Raw genomic sequence first — 17625 nt, forward strand, 5'->3', positions numbered from 1 at the left:
GACATGAGCCAGCCCGTTGACAGTGCCGTCAGCGCCGTCCGTACGTACATCGAGCAGCACCGTGCCGCCTTCCTCGACGACCTCGCCGAGTGGCTGCGCATCCCGTCGGTCTCGGCCCAGCCCGACCACGCGCCCGACGTGCGCGGCAGCGCCGAGTGGCTCGCCGCCGCACTCGAGGAGACGGGCTTCCCCACGGTTGAGGTCTGGCACACCCCCGGCGCCCCGGCCGTCTACGCCGAGTGGCCCTCCGACGACCCCGGGGCGCCCACCGTGCTGGTCTACGGCCACCACGACGTGCAGCCCGCGGCACGCGAGGACGGCTGGGACAGCGACCCCTTCGAACCCGTCGTCCGGGACGGCCGTCTCTACGCGCGCGGCGCGGCCGACGACAAGGGGCAGGTGTTCTTCCACACACTCGGCGTCCGGGCCCACCTCGCGACCACCGGCCGCACCGCCCCCGCCGTGCACCTGAAGCTGCTGATCGAGGGCGAGGAGGAATCCGGCTCCCCGCACTTCCGGGAGCTCGTCGAACAGCGCGCGGAGCGGCTCGGCGCCGACGCCGTGATCGTCTCCGACACCGGCATGTGGTCCGAGGACACCCCCACCGTGTGCACCGGCATGCGCGGCCTCGCCGAGTGCGAGATCCGGCTGTACGGCCCCGACCAGGACGTCCACTCCGGTTCCTTCGGCGGCGCCGTCCCCAACCCGGCCACCGCCGCCGCCCGCCTGGTGGCCGCCCTGCACGACGACCGGGCGCGCGTGGCGATCCCCGGCTTCTACGACGGAGTCGTCGAACTCACCGACCGCGAACGCGAACTCTTCGCCGAGCTGCCCTTCGACGAGGGACAGTGGCTGCGCGCCGCGAAGTCCCACGGCACCCGGGGTGAAGCCGGCTACTCCACCCTGGAGCGCGTCTGGGCCCGCCCCACCGCCGAGGTCAACGGCATCGGCGGCGGCTACCAGGGACCCGGCAGCAAGACGATCATCCCGTCATCCGCCATGGTGAAGCTCTCCTTCCGGCTCGTCGCCGGCCAGGACCCCGAGCAGGTGCGGAAGGCCGTCCTCGCCTGGGCGCCCGGACAGGTGCCCGAGGGCATCCGCTGCGAGATCTCCTTCAGCCCCGCCACCCGCCCGTGCCTGACCCCCCTGGACCACCCGGCCCTGCGGTCCGTGGTCCGCGCGATGGGCCGCGCCTTCGACAAACCCGTCCGCTTCACCCGCGAAGGAGGCTCCGGCCCCGCCGCCGACCTCCAGGACGTCCTCGGCGCCCCCGTGCTGTTCCTGGGCATCTCCGTCCCGTCCGACGGCTGGCACGCCCCCAACGAGAAGGTCGAGCTGGACCTGCTCCTCAAGGGCGCCGAGACCAGCGCCCACCTGTGGGGCGACCTCGCCGAGCACTGGCGGCCCGTCCCCTGACCTCCCACGCCGTCCGAACCGGACCTCCGCGCGGGGCACACTGGAAGGAACCCGCCGCGCCCCGCGGGACCCGGTTCCCACCGCCGCACGTCCCGCCGAACCGCCCGCCGACCCGATCCGTTCCCCCGGGGGAGTTGGAAGCACCCGTGACCACCTGGACCGACCACACCGCCGACCGCCCCATCTCGCTCACCGCCCCGAGCGGCATCGACCGCGCCGCCCACCACCGGCTCGACGAGGCATGGCTCGCGGCGGCGTGGAGCCACCCCTCGACCCGCTGCTTCGTGGTCTCCGGCGGCCAGGTGCTCATCGACGAGGTGGCGGACGGGCGGACCGAACTCGTCATGACCCCGTCCTTCGAGGCCCCGCTCACCGAGGCCCACCGCTACTTCCTGGGCAACGACGAGAACGGCGTCAGCTACTTCGCCCTCCAGAAGGACTCCCTGCCCGGCCGCATGGACGACTCCGCCCGCCCGGCGGGCCTGCGCGAGGCGGGACTGCTCCTGTCGCCCCGCGAGGCCGGCCTGATGGTGCACGCGGTCGCCCTGGAGAACTGGCAGCGGCTGCACCGCTTCTGCTCCCGCTGCGGCGAGCGCACCGTCATCGCCGCCGCGGGACACATCCGCCGCTGCCCCGCCTGCGGCGCCGAGCACTACCCCCGCACCGACCCCGCGGTGATCATGGCCGTCGTCGACGACCAGGACCGCATCCTGCTCGGCCGCCAGGTGCACTGGCCCGAGGGCCGCTTCTCCACGCTCGCCGGATTCGTCGAGCCCGGCGAGGCCATCGAGCAGTCGGTGCGCCGGGAGGTCCACGAGGAGGTGGGCATCGGCGTCGGCGAGGTCGAGTACGTCGCCAGCCAGCCCTGGCCCTTCCCGTCCAGCCTCATGCTGGGCTTCGTCGCCCGCGCCACCACCACCGTGATCGATGTCGACGGCGACGAGATCCACGAGGCCCGCTGGTTCTCCCGCGACGAACTCGGCGCCGCCTTCGCCTCCGGCGAGGTCCTCCCGCCCTACGGCATCTCCATCGCGGCCCGTCTCATCGAGCGCTGGTACGGCAAGGAGCTGCCGACCCGCGGCGCCTTCTGACCCGGGACACACGGAAGCGGGGTGGCCCCCTCTCGTCGAGGGAGGGCCACCCCGCTTCCGGGTGGACGTCTCAGACGCCGACCTTCTGCTTCACCTGCGCCAGCGACGGGTTGGTGAGCGTCGAGCCGTCGGGGAAGAGAACGGTCGGCACCGTCTGGTTTCCGCCGTTCGCCTTCTCCACGAACGCCGCGGACTCCGGGTCCTGCTCGATGTTGATCTCGGTGTAAGCGATGCCCTCGCGGTCCATCTGGCTCTTCAGCCGGCGGCAGTAGCCGCACCACGTGGTGCTGTACATCGTCACAGTGCCCTGCATGCCTCTCGCGCTCCTTCGGCGGCTCGGGGAAGTCCTCGTACGGTCAGGAACGTACTTGAAAGCGCAGGCATTCCCCCAGGGAGGGTGTGCCGCTCCGCGCCCCGGGTGACGTCCGCCGCATTGATACGACCGCGAGGCCTCCCCTGTGGACAACCCGCTCACCTGTCTCCGGCGACCTGGCAGCATGGCTGTGTGACAGCAGCAACGCACTCCACCCTCTTCCCGCAGGTACCGGACTCGGCCGACGCGGTGCTCGAAGGGCTCGACCCCGAGCAGCGGGCCGTGGCCACCGCCCTGCACGGCCCGGTGTGCGTGCTGGCAGGCGCCGGGACCGGCAAGACCCGGGCCATCACCCACCGGATCGCCTACGGGGTGCGCGCCGGGATCCTCCAGCCCTCCAGCGTGCTCGCCGTCACCTTCACCAACCGGGCCGCCGGGGAGATGCGCGGCCGGCTGCGCCAGCTCGGCGCCGTCGGTGTCCAGGCCCGCACCTTCCACTCCGCGGCGCTGCGCCAGCTCCAGTACTTCTGGCCGAAAGCGATCGGCGGCTCCCTGCCCCGCCTGGTCGACCGCAAGATCCAGCTCGTCGCCGACGCGGCCGCCGCCTGCCGCATCCGGCTCGACCGGGGCGAGCTGCGGGACGTCACCGCGGAGATCGAGTGGTCGAAGGTCACCCAGACAGTCCCGGCCGACTACGTGGCCGCCGCGGCCAAGGCCGGCCGTGAGGCACCGCGCGACCCCGCCGAGACCGCCCAGCTCTACGCCGCCTACGAGGAACTGAAGCGGGAGCGCGCCGTCATCGACTTCGAGGACGTGCTGCTGCTGACCGTCGCCGTCCTGCAGGACCGGCACGACATCGCCGAACAGGTCAGGGCCCAGTACCAGCACTTCGTCGTGGACGAGTACCAGGACGTCAGCCCGCTCCAGCAGCGGCTGCTGGAGCTGTGGCTCGGCGAGCGGGAGAACCTGTGCGTGGTCGGCGACGCCAGCCAGACCATCTACTCGTTCACGGGCGCAACCCCCGACCATCTGCTCGACTTCCGCACCCGCCATCCCGGAGCCACCGTCGTCAAGCTGGTCCGCGACTACCGCTCGACCCCCCAGGTCGTCCGACTGGCGAACGGACTGCTCTCCCAGGCCCGTGGCCGGGCCGCCGACCACCGGCTGGAGCTGGTCTCCCAGCGCCCCGCGGGTACCGAGCCGGTCTTCACCGAGTACTCCGACGAGCCCGCCGAGGCCGAGGGCGCCGCCCGCCGCATCCGTGAGCTGGTCGACTCGGGGGTTCCGGCGAGCGAGATCGCCGTCCTGTTCCGGACCAACGCGCAGTCCGAGACCTACGAGCAGGCCCTCGCCGACGCCGGGGTGCCCTACCAGCTGCGGGGGGCCGAGCGGTTCTTCGACCGCCCCGAGGTGCGCAAGGCGGGCATCGCCCTGCGCGGCGCGGCCCGCTTCGGCGGCAACGACTCCCTTCTCGACGACGCCCCCGACCTGCCCTCCCAGGTGCGCGCCGTGCTCTCCGGCGAGGGCTGGACACCGCAGCCGCCGGCCGGTTCGGGCGCGGTCCGGGAGCGCTGGGAGTCGCTCGCGGCCCTGGTGAACCTCGCCCAGGACTTCGCCGCCGCCCGGCCCGGCGCCACGCTCGCCGACCTCGTCGCCGAGCTGGACGAGCGGGCCGGCGCCCAGCACGCCCCGACCGTGCAGGGCGTCACCCTCGCCTCCCTGCACGCGGCCAAGGGCCTGGAGTGGGACGTCGTCTTCCTGGTGGGAGTCGCCGAGGGCATGATGCCGATCACCTACGCAAAGACCGACGAGCAGGTCGAGGAGGAGCGCCGCCTCCTCTATGTCGGTGTCACCCGTGCCCGCGAGCGCCTCCACCTCTCCTGGTCGCTCTCCCGCTCGCCCGGCGGCAGGCCCAACCGGCGCCCCAGCCGCTTCCTGGATGGACTGCGCCCCGGTTCGCACACCGCCGCCGCCCGCGGCGGCGCGGCCGGCACGGGTGGTGTGGAGCGCGGCTCCTTCGGAGCGGCGTCCGCGCCGGCGGCGCCCGCCCCGAGACGCCGGCAGCGCAGCCCTGCCCGCTGCCGGGTCTGCGGCCGCACCCTGACCGACGCGGGCGAGATGAAGCTGATGCGCTGCGAGGACTGCCCCACCGACATGGACGAGGGTCTGTACGAGCGGCTCCGTGAGTGGCGGGCCGGCCAGGCACGGCGCAGCGGGCAGCCGGCGTTCTGCGTCTTCACCGACAAGACACTGATGGCCATCGCCGAGACGGTCCCCGACGACGAGCACGCACTGGCCAGGATCCCGGGGGTCGGGATGCGCAAGTTCGGCCGCTACGGAGCCGATGTTCTGGCCATCTGCGCAGGCCGGGACGTCGACGTGGATCAAGGCCGGGACTGATGCGAACTCGTCGAAAAAATAGTTTGCGCATGCCCCGGGAATCCCCATAGGTTCTTAGGCACGGGGACAGCGGCCTTCTCGAAGGGCCCGACTCCGTGTTGTACTTGCATATCCGCGGACTGGTTAACCCCGGTCCCCTAGACGCCGAGAGGAGGCGAGTCCAGTGATCAGCATCAACAGCAGCTCCGTCGTCAAACTGACCGATCGCTCGGCCGTCTCCCTGTGCATTCTCGGCGCCTCGAACCAGGGCACCGGTCTGTCCGGCATCCGTGCCGCACGCCCGGCGTCCTTTGTCGCTCCCGCGGCTCCTGCCGTCCGTGAGCGCAATGAGCGACCGACCAAGGCACTGGAAGCGGTAGTGGCACAGGCGCACGCCTATGCCTTTGCGGCGGCCGGTGCCGGATTCCGGAAGCAGACGACGCAGCACCACCTGATGTGGGCCTTCCGTGGGCCAGAACCCTGGAGTGATCCAGCCTGATGCGATCAGGCCGGCGCCTTCAGGGCCGCGGAACCCCACCCGGGATCCGCGGCCCTTCTGTTTTCCCCGAACGGGGGCAGACCGAAGCGCCTCGGGACACGAGAGAACCCGGTACCAGCCGCCACCCGGTCAACAGGCCGGAAACGACCAGACGAGGAAGACGATCCGTGCAACTCGAAGCGCACGCCCCGTCCGTACCGCCTTCCGCCACGATCCCCAAGCCCGGCTCCACGGAGGACCCGACCTTGACTCCGCTCACCGCGCTCACCGCGCTCGACGACGCCATCGAGAACCTCGGCGTACCCGTCCCGTGCCGCTCCTACGACCCGGAGGTCTTCTTCGCCGAGTCGCCGGCGGACGTCGAGTACGCCAAGTCCCTCTGCCGCACCTGCCCGCTGGTCGAGGCCTGCCTCGCCGGCGCCAAGGAGCGGCGTGAGCCCTGGGGCGTCTGGGGTGGCGAGCTGTTCGTCCAGGGCGTCGTCGTCGCCCGGAAGCGGCCGCGTGGCCGCCCGCGCAAGAACCCGGTCACGGCATGAACGCCCCAGGAACGATCGACCGCCCCCTCACGCACGACCCCCAGAAGCAGGCCCCGATGATGCCGTCCACTCACGAGCCCGCGGGCTCCGCGACCGAAGACTTCACCACCAGTGGTGCGAACGACTCGCGCCAGAACAGGACCCGAGAGATGCAACTCATCCCAGAAGCCCTGGCCCGTGCGCATATGCACGAGCGGCTGCAGGACGCGCAGCGGGAACGCCAGGCCGTGGGCCTGGTGACCGCTCGCCGGATGCAGCGCCGGGCCGAGCGCGCCTCGCGGCGCGCCCGCCGCGCGCTCGCCATGGCGGTCATGCAGTAAGCGAACCCATCTGAAGCAGAGGCCTCCCCCAGCCGGAGGCCCGGCTCTCCCCGCGGGGGCCGGTCCGTGTGAACGGACCGGCCCCCGCGGTGCGTTGCACCGGGCGGGCCGCCGGGAACGGCGTTATCGTCGCCGGGTGACGAGTCATCCCGGTGGCAGTGACGACGAGGGCTCCGCCACGGAGCCCGAGCCGCTGGTGTGCGCCCGCTGCGGCCTCCGAGCCGAGGGGCCGCGGCCGACCTGGACCCTCTCCGTCGAGAACGGCGCCCGCCGCCACTACTGCGAGAGGTGCTCCCGCGACAATCTGCGGGCGATCGAGGGACGGCTGGACTCGCGGTGGTGGTAGTGACGTCCCGTCCCTGATTCGCCCGCCCGGTACGTCACGCCGGGGCGGCCGGTTCCCGGGCCGCCGGCTCCTCCGGGAGGAAGCCGGGCAGCCACTCCTCCAGCTCCTCCCGCAGCCGCACCGTCGCCCCCAGCTGACAGAGCACGCCGATCGTGCTCAGGGTCACCCGGTGGATCAGCAGGTAGGCGGGGGGCAGGTTGAGCCGCTTGGCCAGCTGGTAGGCGGGCGAGCGGGGATCCGCTATGCGGGCCGCCTGGCCCCGCATCCAGCCCCGGGTGAAGGTGAACTCGCCGACCTGGGCCGGCTCGATGATCGGCAGCAGGTAGTCGAGGACGGCGTCGGGGTCCAGCTCGATGGACTCCTTGACGAAGCCCTCCGCGCAGAGCATCTCGTAGACGGCCTCCGCCTCGCCGTCCAGCGTCATCCGCAGCGCCTCCCCGATGGGCTCGGGAAGCCCGCCCGGAAGCCGGTCGACGGTGCCGAAGTCCAGGACGCCGAGCCGCCAGTCGTCCTCGCCCTCCGGACCGCCGGGCAGCAGACGGAAGTTGCCGGGGTGGGGGTCCGCGTGCAGCAGACCGGTGCGGGCGGGGCCGGAGAACAGGAAGCGGGCCAGGAGCTGTCCCGCCCGGTCGCGCTGCTGTTCCGTGCCGTCCGAGATGACCTCCGACAGCGGTACGCCGTCCATCCACTCGGTGACCAGCACCTGCTCGCACTGGTGGACCACGTCCGGCACGACGACGTCGGGGTCGTCCGCGAACTCCTCGGCGTGGGCCCGCTGGGCCTGGGCCTCCAGGCCGTAGTCCAGCTCCTCCGAGACACGGTCCTTGAGCTCCGTGATCAGCGGCTTGACGTCCATGCCGGGGATCAGCGGACCCAGCAGACGGGCGAAGCGGCTCAGCTGGTTCAGGTCGGAGAGCAGGGCCTCGCCGGCGCCCGGGTACTGCACCTTGACCGCCACCTCGCGGCCGTCGTGCCAGACACCCCGGTGCACCTGCCCGATCGAGGCCGCCGCGGACGGCTTGTCCTCGAACTCGAGGAAGAGCTCCTGCCAGCCCTCGCCCAGCCGCTCCTCCAGCACCCCGTGCACGGTGCGGGTCGGCATCGGCGGCGCCGCCTCCTGGAGCTTGGTCAGCGCCGCACGGTAGGGACCGGCGACCTCTTCCGGCAGGGCGGACTCGAACACCGAGAGGGCCTGGCCGAACTTCATCGCGCCGCCCTTCAGCTCCCCGAGCACCTTGAAGAGCTGCTCGGCGGTGCGCTGCTGGAGTTCGCGGCCGACAAGCTCCGCGGACTCGCCCACGATCCGCTTGCCGAGTCCCCAGGTCGCCCGTCCGGCGAAGCCGAGCGGAAGCGCGGCCAGCTTGGCGGTCCGGGTGACCGCCTTCCGGGGAAGATCAGACATGCGCCCTCCAAGTCCCTGCCGGCCGCTCCGCGTCCGCTGTGCGGCGCAGCTCCTCCGCCGGCCCGTGCACCGCCATTGTCTCGTGGGACTCCCCGTTTCCGGGTGTGAGTTCTCCCTTACCTTTCTCCGGACCGCTCCGCGCGGCCCCGCACGCGCAGTCGGCATGGGGCCAGACCGGCCGTGCGTGCCAGTCCAGCGCGGGCACGGAGACCTCCCAGCGGGCGCCGGCGCTGGACGGGGTCCGGCCGTCCAGGAACATCAGCGCGTGGGCGGCGGCCAGTCCGGCCACCGTTGTGGCCAGCGTCAGATCGCAGGCACCGACCCGGCGCTGCCGTCCGGAGCGCCACTGGGCGACCAGGCGCGGCCAGGTCGGGTCCCGGTCGGCGCGGTCCTGCTGGAGACAGCCCGCGCAGCTCGTCTCGCCGGGCAGCACGAGCGGTCCGACGACACCGGTTCCCTCCGCGACGCCGGCGTAGAGGTGGGGTGTGCCCGAGGACAGCAGGGTTTCGGCTGCCGCCGGGTCGGGCGCGTGGACGGCGACGTCGTCCCGCGGGGCGAGGATCACCAGGGAGAAGCCGGGATGACCCTCCTGGAGCGGGGTCCGGTCGGCCCGGCGCGGCGGCCGGTCCGGTGCGGCCCGGCGTGCGGCGCGGCGGGCCGCCTCGTCCCTGCGGTCGCCGACGGCCTCGGCGGGCAGTCCGCCCGGCGCGACGTCCCACGGCTCGACCTTCCCGACGTCGCGCACGTCGACCTCGCCGACCCCGGCCCCCGACAACAGCGCCGCGAGCGCGGCGCCCACCCGTCCCGCGCCTCTCACCTGCACCCGCATGCTGCGGCGGGCCGCGAGCCGGCGCAGCGGATCGCCCGGTGCGGAGGTGGTCAGGGCGAGGGACGCCAGGTCCGGGCGGAGCCGGTCGAGCACGTCCGTCTTCCCGCGCAGGGCGTCGGCGTCCGGCCCGCCGCCCCGGGAGTCGTCCAGGAGCCCGGCCCGCGACAGCCGTCCCACCAGCCGGTCCACATGGCCCTCGGGCAGATCCATCCGCCGCGCCTCCTGCCGCAGGAGGCCGAGACCGCGGGTGCCGTTGAGAAGGTCGAGGAAGCTGCCCGTGGCGGTGTCCACCGGGCCCAGCGTCAGCGCGTGCGCCGGTGTCATCCCGAACTGGACGGTGTTGAGATCGCGCCAGCCGCGCCGGAGCGCGGGCTTGACCGTCGGATGCATGACCGGCCCCCGTACGTCGTGGATCGTCCCCGTGGAGCGGGCGAGTCCCTCGTGGGTCGCCCGACGCCTGCCAGCATGCCCGCAGGGCCCGCGGGCCGCAGAAAGTTGTCCACAGGCGAGGGGATTCATCGTACAAATCCGGCGCCCGGTGGCGGTATCGGCGGGGAACCGTCCCGGAGTCAAGACTTCCCCGTGTGCAGCGGGTAACGTCGGGGCGTGCCCGCCGACCCACTGCACCGCGCCGGAATGTCACAGCGCAGCGCGACGAGCCAGCCGACGAACGGCTCGCGGGCGAGCGTGATCGAGGTCCGCAGGAGCGCCCGCCGACGCAGGACGGTCTCCGCGTACCGCGAGGGCGATCGCACCGTCGTGCTCATCCCCGCCCGGATGTCCGAGGCGGAGGAGCAGCGCTGGGTGACCGTCATGCTCGACAAACTGGCCGCGCAGGAGAGCAGGCGGACACTCGGGGACGCCGAGCTGTCCGAGCGCGCCCGGCGGCTGTCGGAGCAGTACTTCGGCGGGCGGGCCGAAGCCGCCTCGGTGCGCTGGGTGACCAACCAGAACACGCGCTGGGGCTCCTGCACCCCGTCCGAGCGGAGCATCCGGCTGTCGCACCGGCTGCAGGGTATGCCCGAGTACGTCGTCGACTACGTCCTCTGCCACGAACTCGCGCACCTGTTGGTGCCCGGTCACGGGCCCCGGTTCTGGCGGCTGCTGGAGGCGTACCCGAAGACCGAGCGGGCCCGTGGCTATCTCGAGGGGGTCGTCGCGGCCGAGCGGCTGCCGCACGTGCCCGGAGCGCGTGATTCCTGAGGGCGCGGCGCCCGGGCGCGGTCCCCGGTGAGCGCACCGTAGGCCCGCGTACGCGTTGTGTACCGGGTCTGTCCCGACTCCGTCCGGTGTCGGAGTTTGCCGTTAGCCTGGCGCGACGCACTCACATTCGGGATGGGGGACGGTCGTACGCATGGCCAGGGAATTCCAACGCGGCCACAAGGCCAGGATCAGTGACCTCACGGCGGGGACGGATCTGTACGTAGGTGTGCAGATCTCCGGCCCGGGGCTGACCTTCGACATCAGCTGCTTCGGCCTCGACGCCGACGAGCGGCTCTCGGACGACCGGTACTTCGTCTTCTACAACCAGCCGAAGTCCCCCGAGGAGTCCGTCCAGCTCCTGGGCGCGCAGGCCGGCGACACCGAGTCGTTCCGCGTGACGCTGGACCGGATCCCGCAGCAGATCAGGAAGCTGTCCTTCACGGCGACCCTCGACGGCGCCGGGCAGATGTCGCAGATCGGCCCCGGCTACATCCGTATCGTCGCCGGCGGCGAGGAAGTGGCCCGGTACCCGTTCAGCGGTTCGGAGTTCTCCACCGAGCGGGCCGTGATGCTGGGTGACTTCTACTTCAAGGACGTCTGGCGCTTCGCCGCCGTCGGACAGGGCTTCGACGGCGGTCTCGACGCGCTGCTGAAGAACTTCGGCGGCGAGGTGGCCGAGGAAGAGCCAGCCGCCCCTCAGCAGCCGCAGCCCGGCGGAGCCGCCCCCGGTTTCGCCCCGCCCGCCCAGACCGCCGCGCCGCCCGCGTTCGGCGCGCCCGCCGGCGGCCCCCCGCCCGCGCCCGCTCCGGCCCCCGCGCCCCAGCCCGCCGCGCAGGGCTTCACACCGCCGCCGGCCCCCGCACCCCCGGCCCCCCCGGTGCACGCCGCGCCGACCATCGTCGCCCCGCTGCACACCCCTCCCGGCGGCTCCCAGGTGCCGCCCCCGGCACCGGCCCCCGCGCCCTACGGACAGCCGGGCCAGCAGCCGCCGCCGTACGGCCAGAGCGCCCCGCCGCCCCCGGGATACGGCCAGCCGGGGGCCCCGCACGCCCCCGCCCCGCCGCCCGGCTACGGACAACCGACGCCCCCTCCCGGCTACGGCCAGCAGCCCCCGCCCGGACAGGTGCCCCACCAGCAGGCCCCGTACGGCGCTCCCCAGGCCGCACCGCAGGCTCCCGGCGTGCTCGGCGCGCTCCAGCAGTTCAAGGAGACGCCCACCGGCCAGCGCTGGACCCAGCAGAACAAGAAGCTCGTCCGCGCGGACCTCGGCATCGGCGGGCAGCCCGTGCTGGCCCGGCAGGGCAGCATGGTGCTCTACCAGGGCAAGGTCGAATTCAGCTACAAGGGCGCCGGCTTCTCCGGCCGCATCGTGGGCAACGCCACCGGCCAGGAGATGCAGCTGATGCGCTGCACCGGCCAGGGCCAGGTGTTCTTCGCCGAGGACTCCACGATGCTGCACCCGATCGAGCTCCAGGGCGACGCCGTGTGCGTCTCCGCGGAGAACGTCCTCGCCTTCGACGAGGGCCTCCAGTACGAGGTCCGCCGCATCGAGGGCCACGGCATCCCGGGCGGCGCGCTGTTCACGATGCAGTTCCAGGGCACCGGCACGATCGTCGTGAAGACCCACGGCACGCCCGTGGTGCTGCCGGTCACGCCCACCACCTTCGCCGACTGCAACGCCGTGGTCGCCTGGTCGGCCGCCTCCCAGGTGGTCGTCTCCAGCCAGGTGCGGATGCGCCGCAACTCCTACCCCGGCGACACGGGGGAGAGCGTCAACCTGCAGTTCCGGGGCGCACCCGGCAACTTCATCGTCGTCCAGCCGTACGAGATCTGAGGGAGCCCGTCATGAACCAGCCACTCGCGGGCTTCGCCCCCGCCCCCGTCACCGCCCGCATGGAGAACCACGGCAACCACATGCTGAAGGTCGCCATGCAGACCGGGCACGACCTTCTCGCCCGCGTCGGCTCGATGGTCGCCTACGAGGGCTTCGTCCAGTACGAGCCCAACCCGCCGGCCGTGCGCCAGATCGCCAAGGACTGGCTCACCGGTGAGGGCGCGCCGCTGATGAAGTGCTCCGGCGACGGCCTGCTCTACCTCGCCGACTACGGCGCCAACGTGGTCGTGATCAACCTCAACGGCGACGGCATCTCCGTCAACGCCACCAACCTGCTCGCCTTCGACGCCCATCTCACCTGGGGCGTGGAGCGGGTCAAGGGCCTGGCCAAGTTCGCCGGACAGGGGCTGTGGAACACCAAGATCTCCGGGCAGGGCTGGGTCGCGCTGACCTCGCGCGGCAAGCCGATCGTCGTCGACTGCGGCGGCGGTGACGACGAGACATACGTCGACCCGGACGCCCTGGTCGCCTGGTCCCCGAACCTCAAGGTGAAGGGCAAGCGCAGCTTCCGCGCCCAGTCGCTGATCGGCCGCGGCAGCGGCGAGGCCTACCAGATGGCCTTCTCCGGTCAGGGCATCGTCGTCGTCCAGCCCAGTGAGGACAGCACCGACCGTCTCCGGGTCCGGGGCTGAGGGGGAGCAACCACATCATGCAGAGCCCGCTTTTCGCCTTCAACGACCAGCAGACCCAGGAGCGCTGGAGCCTGCAGAACCAGCAGATGCTCCGCGTAGCCCTGGAGGGCCACGACGACATCCTCGCCCGCAAGGGCAGCATGGTCGCCTACCAGGGGCTCATGGAGTTCGACGCCGAGTTCCAGAGCAACAGCGCGTCACGCGCGCGTGCCCACACCGGCGAGGGACTCGACCTGATGCGCTGCCACGGGCAGGGCACCGTCTACCTCGCCAACCTCGCCCAGCGCATCCACATCATGGAGGTGGATCACGACGGGCTGACCGTCGACAGCAGCTATGTGCTCGCGATGGACTCCTCGCTGCACCACGAGGTGATCGCCGTCGACAGCCTGTACGGCATCTCCGGCTCCGGGAAGTACCAGCTCAACATCACCGGCAGCGGCAAGGTCGCCCTGATGACCTCGGGCATGCCGCTGCTGATGCAGGTGACGCCGGACAAGTACGTCAACTGCGACGCCGACGCGATCGTCGCCTGGTCCACCTCGCTGCGCGTGCAGATGCAGGCCCAGACCCACTCCTCCGGGGTGTGGCGGCGGCGCGGCAGCACCGGTGAGGGCTGGGAGCTCAGCTTCATGGGCAGCGGCTTCGCGCTCGTCCAGCCCAGCGAGCTGCTGCCGCCGCAGAACGCCCAGATCGGCTCGGGTCTCGCCGCCCAGTACGGCATGGGCCAGCAGGGCGCCCGCGGTCAGAACCAGGGCAACGTCTGGAGCTGACGAGAACGCGCACAGGGGTGAGGGGCGACCGCCGCGGCGGCCGCCCCTCACCCCTGTGCTCAGACGCCCAGTCTTCTCCGGGTCGCTTCCACCAGTCGGGTGACCGACGCGTCCGCCACGTCCGCCACCCCGTCGTACGGGAGCCAGCGCAGGTCGAGCGACTCGTCGCTGATCGCCTCCACTGCCCCGGCGGGCGCCAGCGCCGCGTACTGCACGTCCAGGTGCCAGGCGCAGGGGGTGTGATGCCGGTCCAGGCGGACGGGGCCGCCCGGGACCAGCGCCAGTCCCGCGATGCCGGACTCCTCGGTCGCCTCCCGCAGGGCCGCGCCCGCGAGCGAGACGTCACCCGGCTCGCAGTGGCCGCCCATCTGGAGCCACATCTCCAGCTTGCGGTGCAGGGTCAGCAGCACCCGGCCCCGCTCGGGGTCGATCACCAGACCGCTCGCGGTGATGTGCCCGTCCGTACAGGCCTTCCACATGCCGTCCGGGTGGGCCGCGAGATGGTCCAGGTAGACCTGGCGCAGCTCGGGCTGGTCCTCGTAGCCCTTGAGTACGAGGACCGCGTCGTCGTGCAGGCTCATGCGGTGCCGTCGCCCCCGGCCCCGTCCTCGCCGGCGTCCTTGTCGCCCTCGTCGCCCTCGTCGCGCTCGGCGTCCTTGGCGTCCCTCTTCCTGAGGTCCGGCTTACCGGCGGCCTCGCCGAGCATCTTGTCCAGTTCGGAGAAGTCGATCTGCTCGCGGTGCACGAAACCGTCCGGATCGTCCAGGTCGGTCGCCGTCGGCAGCATGTCCGGGTGCGCCCAGAGGGCGTCCCGGCCGTCGACCCCGCGCGCGTCCGTGAGCGAGGCCCACAGACGGGAGGCGTCGCGCAGCCGGCGCGGCCGCAGCTCCAGACCGATCAGCGTGGCGAACGTCTGCTCGGCCGGGCCGCCGGAGGCGCGGCGGCGGCGCAGCGTCTCGCGCAGCGCGTCGGCCGACGACAGCCTGGGCTTGGCCGCCGCGTGCACCACGGCGTCCACCCAGCCCTCGACGAGCGCCAGCGCCGTCTCCAGACGGGCCAGGGCGGCCTTCTGCTCCGGCGTGTCCTCCGGCTGGAACATGCCCTGCTGGAGGGCCTCCTGCAGCTGCTCGGGATTCTGCGGGTCGAACTGGCCGACCACGTCCTCCAGCTTGCCGGTGTCGACCTTGATGCCCCGCGCGTACCCGTCGACGGCGCCGAACAGGTGCGAGCGCAGCCACGGGACGTGCGCGAACAGGCGCTGGTGGGCGGCCTCCCGCAGGGCGAGGTACAGCCGCACCTCCTCCTGGGGGACGCCCAGGTCCTTGCCGAACGTCTCGATGTTCAGCGGCAGCAGCGCGGCGCGGCCGGCCGGGCCCAGCGGCAGTCCGATGTCGGACGAGCCGACGACCTCACCGGCGAGCACGCCCACGGCCTGCCCGATCTGCGTGCCGAACATGGCGCCGCCCATGGAGCGCATCATGCCGATCAGCGGGCCGGCCATGGCCTGCATCTCCTCCGGCAGGACGTCGCCCATCGCGTTCCCGACGCGCTCGGCGACCGGGTCGACCAGCTCCCGCCACGCGGGCAGGGTGGCCTCGACCCACTCCGCGCGGCTCCAGGCCACGGCGGAGTGGGCGCCCGAGGGCAGCGAGGTCGCGTCGTCCAGCCACAGGTCGGCCAGGCGGACGGCTTCCTCCACGGCTCTGCGGTCGGCCGGGCCGACGCTCGCGTCCTTCGTGCCGTCCGCCGTGCCCTGCGACACGGTCTGCCGGGCGATCTGTTTGGCCATGTCCCAGTTCACCGGCCCGCCCTCGTAGGAGAGCATCTGGCCGAGCTGCTGGAACGCGGCGCCCAGGTCGGTGGGGTTCAGCGACCCGAACATCGCGGCGAACGGATTGTCCCCGCCAGGGCCGCCAAAGCCTCCGGCTCCGGGCATGCCGAAGCCGAACGGGTTGGCCGGTCCCTGACCACCACCGCTCTGCGGGTCCTTCTTCTTGCCCTCGTCGCCGTCGTCCGGCTCCTCCGGCGGAAGGCCGAATCCGAATGGGGTGTCACTCACGGGATTCCTCGGCTGATAGGGCCACCGGTTCTTTCCGGCGGCACGGCTGCCCGACAACACCACCCAGCGTAGACACCTGAAGCGGTTCGGGCCTCGGTGCTTCGCCGACAGAACGCCTGCGGCAGGATGGATGCCACCTGGTACGTACGCGTCGCTTGCGCTCGTACTGAAGACAACCTCTGGAGACGCCCGGTGAGTTCCCCAGATCCACAGGTTCGCGCAGCGCGAAACAACTCAACCAGTCCCGCGGCGCGCGGGCCCGTCGTCGCGGTCACCGGCGCCGCGTCCGGCGTCGGAGCGCTGCTCACGGCCCGGCTCGCCGCGTCGGAGGAGATCAAACAGGTCGTCGCCATCGACGAGCGGCGCGGAGAGTGCGCCGAGGCGCGCTGGCACATCCTGGACGTGCGGGATCCGGCCATCGCGGACAAGCTGCGCGGGGCCGACGTGGTGGTGCACCTGGCGCTCGACCTCGACCTGGAGACCGACGCCGCCGCCCGGACGGCGTACAACGTGCGCGGGACGCAGACCGTGCTCACGGCCGCCGCGGCCGCGGGCGTGCCCCGCGCGGTGCTCTGCACGTCGACGATGGTCTACGGGGCGCTGCCGGACAACGAGCTGCCGCTGTCCGAGGACGCGGAACTGCGGGCCACGGCGGAGGCCACCGGTGTGGGCGACCTCCTGGAGATCGAGCGGCTCGCGCGCCGGGCGCCCCGGGCGCACCCCGGCCTCAACGTCACCGTCGTGCGCCCCGCCGTGCTGGTCGGAGGCACCGACACCGCGCTGACCAGGTACTTCGAGTCGCCCAGGCTGCTCGTGGTGGCCGGATCGCGGCCCGCGTGGCAGTTCTGCCATGTCGACGACCTGTGCAGCGCCCTGGAGTACGCCGTCCTGGAGAAGGTCGACGGCGAGCTGGCCGTCGGATGCGACGGGTGGCTGGAGCAGGAGGAGGTCGAGGAGCTGAGCGGGATCCGGCGGATGGAGCTGCCGTCGGCGGTCGCGCTCGGAGCGGCGGCCCGCCTGCACCGGATCGGGCTCACGCCCTCCCCGGCCGGGGACCTGGCCTACACGATGTACCCGTGGGTGGTGAGCGGGAGCCGGCTGCACGACGCGGGGTGGCGGCCCGCGCACACCAACGAGGAGGTGCTCGCGGAGCTGCTCGAGGAGGTCTCCGGCAGGCACACGGTCGCCGGGCGGCGGCTGGGCCGCAAGGACGCGACGGCGGCGGGCGCGGCGGGCGCCACGGTCGCCCTGCTGGGCGCGGCGGCGGTGGTACGGCGGGCCCGCAAGGCCCGGCGCCGGATCTGACGCGTTCCCCGCGGCCGGCGCCGCTGTTCCGCGTCGCCGGCGGGGTGGGGCACGATGGTGGCATGGCATCGACGCACGATCACCCGGGTGAGCAGGCGGCACAGGACCCGATCAAGCTGATCTCGATCCGCGACACGCCGCTGTCCGTGGACGAGGTCCTCAGTGCGGTCGGCGACGACGCGGCCGGAGGGACGGCGCTGTTCGTGGGGACCGTGCGCAACCACGACGGGGGCGCCGACGTCGACGAGCTCGGCTATTCGTGCCACCCCAGCGCCGAGGACGTGATGCGGCGGATCGCCGAGAAGGTCGCCGCCGAGCACCCGGTGCGTGCGCTGGCCGCCGTGCACCGTGTGGGGGACCTCCGGGTGGGGGACCTCGCCGTGGTCGTCGGCGTGTCGTGCCCGCACCGGGGGGAAGCCTTCGAGGCCTGCCGGAAACTGATCGACGACCTCAAGCACGAGGTGCCCATCTGGAAGCACCAGCGGTTCTCGGACGGGACCGAGGAGTGGGTCGGCGCGTAGCGCCGTCGTTGGGGGGCGGTGGTCGGGCGACGGGAGCGTGCCGGGCTCCGGTTGCGTAACCGCACCCCGGGCGTGAGCGTTGTCACTGCGGATGGTTAATCTGCTGA

At 72.6% G+C, this 17625-nt stretch carries 18 protein-coding genes; 13 read left to right on the forward strand and 5 right to left on the reverse strand.

Annotated features, from left to right (window positions below):
* Positions 1-3: 3 nt before the first annotated feature.
* Together CNQ36_RS23580 and nudC are read left to right on the forward strand one after the other, a co-directional pair.
* Entirely contained in the window at positions 4-1416 is a 1413-nt protein-coding gene (locus CNQ36_RS23580; RefSeq protein ID WP_121547451.1) for a dipeptidase, read from the forward strand.
* A gap of 146 nt (positions 1417-1562) precedes the next feature.
* Positions 1563-2507 (forward strand): NAD(+) diphosphatase, encoded by a 945-nt coding sequence (nudC, locus tag CNQ36_RS23585; RefSeq protein WP_121547452.1) that lies wholly within the window; start codon positions 1563-1565, stop codon positions 2505-2507.
* A 70-nt stretch (positions 2508-2577) separates the two neighbouring features.
* Here the strand turns inward: nudC and CNQ36_RS23590 are convergent, their stop codons facing one another.
* Complete coding sequence (locus tag CNQ36_RS23590; protein ID WP_005312266.1) at positions 2578-2820, reverse strand: mycoredoxin; 243 nt, start codon at positions 2818-2820, stop codon at positions 2578-2580.
* A 192-nt stretch (positions 2821-3012) separates the two neighbouring features.
* Here CNQ36_RS23590 and CNQ36_RS23595 point away from each other — a divergent pair, with 192 nt between their 5' ends.
* From CNQ36_RS23595 to CNQ36_RS23615, 5 genes are all read left to right on the forward strand, one after another.
* Positions 3013-5220, forward strand: coding sequence for an ATP-dependent DNA helicase UvrD2 (locus CNQ36_RS23595; protein ID WP_163013353.1), 2208 nt, complete (start codon positions 3013-3015; stop codon positions 5218-5220).
* Between the two features lie 163 nt (positions 5221-5383).
* A complete protein-coding gene (locus CNQ36_RS23600) occupies positions 5384-5698 on the forward strand; it encodes a hypothetical protein (RefSeq protein ID WP_121547454.1) in 315 nt (104 codons plus the stop codon).
* A gap of 167 nt (positions 5699-5865) precedes the next feature.
* A complete protein-coding gene (locus CNQ36_RS23605; protein ID WP_004925974.1) occupies positions 5866-6234 on the forward strand; it encodes a WhiB family transcriptional regulator in 369 nt (122 codons plus the stop codon).
* A complete protein-coding gene (locus CNQ36_RS23610; protein WP_004925971.1) occupies positions 6231-6554 on the forward strand; it encodes a hypothetical protein in 324 nt (107 codons plus the stop codon). The genes CNQ36_RS23605 and CNQ36_RS23610 overlap by 4 nt, the downstream gene beginning before the upstream one ends.
* A gap of 136 nt (positions 6555-6690) precedes the next feature.
* The gene (locus tag CNQ36_RS23615; protein WP_004925970.1) at positions 6691-6900 is read left to right on the forward strand and encodes a hypothetical protein; all 210 of its coding nucleotides are present in this window, start codon (positions 6691-6693) and stop codon (positions 6898-6900) included.
* A gap of 34 nt (positions 6901-6934) precedes the next feature.
* Here the strand turns inward: CNQ36_RS23615 and CNQ36_RS23620 are convergent, their stop codons facing one another.
* The gene (locus tag CNQ36_RS23620; protein ID WP_004925968.1) at positions 6935-8302 is read right to left on the reverse strand and encodes an ABC1 kinase family protein; all 1368 of its coding nucleotides are present in this window, start codon (positions 8300-8302) and stop codon (positions 6935-6937) included.
* Complete coding sequence (locus CNQ36_RS23625) at positions 8295-9521, reverse strand: ThiF family adenylyltransferase (protein WP_121547455.1); 1227 nt, start codon at positions 9519-9521, stop codon at positions 8295-8297. Before CNQ36_RS23625 ends, CNQ36_RS23620 begins: the two co-directional genes overlap by 8 nt.
* Before the next feature lie 216 nt (positions 9522-9737).
* Here CNQ36_RS23625 and CNQ36_RS23630 point away from each other — a divergent pair, with 216 nt between their 5' ends.
* From CNQ36_RS23630 to CNQ36_RS23645, 4 genes are all read left to right on the forward strand, one after another.
* The gene (locus CNQ36_RS23630; RefSeq protein ID WP_121547456.1) at positions 9738-10334 is read left to right on the forward strand and encodes a M48 metallopeptidase family protein; all 597 of its coding nucleotides are present in this window, start codon (positions 9738-9740) and stop codon (positions 10332-10334) included.
* A 151-nt stretch (positions 10335-10485) separates the two neighbouring features.
* Entirely contained in the window at positions 10486-12168 is a 1683-nt protein-coding gene (locus CNQ36_RS23635) for a TerD family protein (protein WP_121547457.1), read from the forward strand.
* An 11-nt stretch (positions 12169-12179) separates the two neighbouring features.
* Positions 12180-12860, forward strand: coding sequence for an AIM24 family protein (locus CNQ36_RS23640; RefSeq protein ID WP_004925955.1), 681 nt, complete (start codon positions 12180-12182; stop codon positions 12858-12860).
* Positions 12861-12877: 17 nt separating this feature from the next.
* Entirely contained in the window at positions 12878-13633 is a 756-nt protein-coding gene (locus CNQ36_RS23645; RefSeq protein WP_004925952.1) for an AIM24 family protein, read from the forward strand.
* A 59-nt stretch (positions 13634-13692) separates the two neighbouring features.
* Here CNQ36_RS23645 and CNQ36_RS23650 read toward each other — a convergent pair whose 3' ends face one another.
* Together CNQ36_RS23650 and CNQ36_RS23655 are read right to left on the reverse strand one after the other, a co-directional pair.
* Complete coding sequence (locus tag CNQ36_RS23650) at positions 13693-14214, reverse strand: NUDIX hydrolase (RefSeq protein WP_121547458.1); 522 nt, start codon at positions 14212-14214, stop codon at positions 13693-13695.
* A complete protein-coding gene (locus CNQ36_RS23655; protein ID WP_121547459.1) occupies positions 14211-15692 on the reverse strand; it encodes a zinc-dependent metalloprotease in 1482 nt (493 codons plus the stop codon). The genes CNQ36_RS23650 and CNQ36_RS23655 overlap by 4 nt, the downstream gene beginning before the upstream one ends.
* Positions 15693-15884: 192 nt before the next feature.
* Here CNQ36_RS23655 and CNQ36_RS23660 point away from each other — a divergent pair, with 192 nt between their 5' ends.
* Together CNQ36_RS23660 and CNQ36_RS23665 are read left to right on the forward strand one after the other, a co-directional pair.
* Positions 15885-16997, forward strand: a complete 1113-nt coding sequence (locus CNQ36_RS23660) for an SDR family oxidoreductase (RefSeq protein WP_004925942.1) — start codon at positions 15885-15887, stop codon at positions 16995-16997.
* Between the two features lie 62 nt (positions 16998-17059).
* A complete protein-coding gene (locus CNQ36_RS23665) occupies positions 17060-17518 on the forward strand; it encodes a molybdenum cofactor biosynthesis protein MoaE (protein WP_121547460.1) in 459 nt (152 codons plus the stop codon).
* The last annotated feature ends 107 nt before the right edge of the window (positions 17519-17625 follow it).

Source organism: Streptomyces fungicidicus, assembly GCF_003665435.1.
Classification (GTDB): domain Bacteria; phylum Actinomycetota; class Actinomycetes; order Streptomycetales; family Streptomycetaceae; genus Streptomyces; species Streptomyces fungicidicus.